General features: G+C 65.1%; 1 protein-coding gene and 1 pseudogene. Both read right to left on the bottom strand.

Features of this window, described 5'->3' with window-relative positions:
* Positions 1 to 112 precede the first annotated feature (112 nt).
* Positions 113 to 1,099 carry a malate dehydrogenase gene (locus AC1DQP_RS20525; protein WP_256776235.1) on the bottom strand — a complete coding sequence of 329 codons (987 nt, stop codon included), beginning with the start codon at positions 1,097 to 1,099 and terminating at the stop codon, positions 113 to 115.
* A 124-nt stretch (positions 1,100 to 1,223) separates the two neighbouring features.
* A pseudogene (locus tag AC1DQP_RS20530) lies at positions 1,224 to 1,387 on the bottom strand (peptidylprolyl isomerase); the annotation flags it as partial.

Genomic DNA, 1,387 nt, shown 5'->3' on the forward strand with positions numbered 1-1,387 from the left:
AAGCAGCCGAGCATGGCTCGGCTCTACCGGAAGGGCAAAAAAAAACGCCAGGCAATGCCTGGCGTTTTTCGTCAACGCACCGACCAACGGTCGGCATGCGCCTGCGGATCGATCAACCCAGCAGGTGGGCCACGCCAGCGCGCTCTTCTTCCAGCTCGGCCAGGGTCTTGTCGATGTACTTCTGGCTGAAGTCGTCCACCGGCAGATCCTTGACCAGCGTGTACTCACCGTTTTCGGTGGTCACCGCGAAGCCGAAGATCACGCCTTCCGGAATCCCGTAGGAACCGTCGGACGGCACGCCCATCGTCACCCACTTGCCGTTGCTGCCCAGCACCCAGTCGCGCACGTGGTCGATGGCGGCATTGGCGGCCGAGGCGGCCGAGGACGAACCACGGGCTTCGATGATCGCCGCGCCGCGCTTGCCCACGGTCGGGATGAAGGTGCCGGCGTTCCATTCCTGGTCGTTGATCGCATCGGCGATGGACGCACCATCGGCGGTGGCGAAACGGTAATCCGGGTACATGGTCGGGCTGTGGTTGCCCCACACGACCAGCTTCTCGATGCCACCGACCGACTTGCCCAGCTTGGTCGACAGCTGGCTCAGCGCGCGGTTGTGGTCCAGGCGCAGCATGGCGGTGAAGTTGCGCGGGTTCAGATCCGGCGCCGACTTCATCGCGATGTAGGCATTGGTGTTGGCCGGATTGCCGACCACCAGCACCTTCACGTTGCGGCTGGCCACCTTGTTCAACGCCGCGCCCTGCGCGGTGAAGATCTTGGCGTTTTCCAGCAGCAGGTCCTTGCGCTCCATGCCCGGGCCGCGCGGACGCGCACCGACCAGCAGGGCGATGTCGGCATCCTTGAAGGCCACTTCGGCGTCATCGGTACCGACCATGCCAGCCAGCAACGGGAATGCGCAGTCTTCCAGTTCCATCATCACGCCGCGCAGCGCGGCCTGGGCCTTGTCGATCGGCAGCTCGAGCAGCTGCAGGATGACCGGCTGGTCCTTGCCGAGCATTTCGCCGGAGGCGATGCGGAACAGCAGGGCGTAGCCGATCTGGCCGGCGGCGCCGGTCACGGCAACACGAACAGGTGCTTTCATGGGGATTTCCTCTGCTAAGAAGCTAAGAAGCGGTGTGGGAGATGGCCGCGCGGGCGGGGACAGGCCTGGCGGGGCGGCCGGAACGTAAAAACGGCCCCCTTCACAGGGGGCCGTTGGAATCGGATCAGGCGGTGGGGATGAGCTTGTTCCACTCGGCCACGCGCTCGGCCTGGGCGGCCAGCACCGCGTCGGTGTCGCCTTCCAGGGTGATCGAATGGATCACGTCGCCCTGCTTGACCGAATCGACGATCGCCTGGCCATCCAGCACCTGGCCGAACACGGTGTGCT

The sequence above is a fragment of the Stenotrophomonas sp. P5_A8 genome, assembly GCF_056400545.1.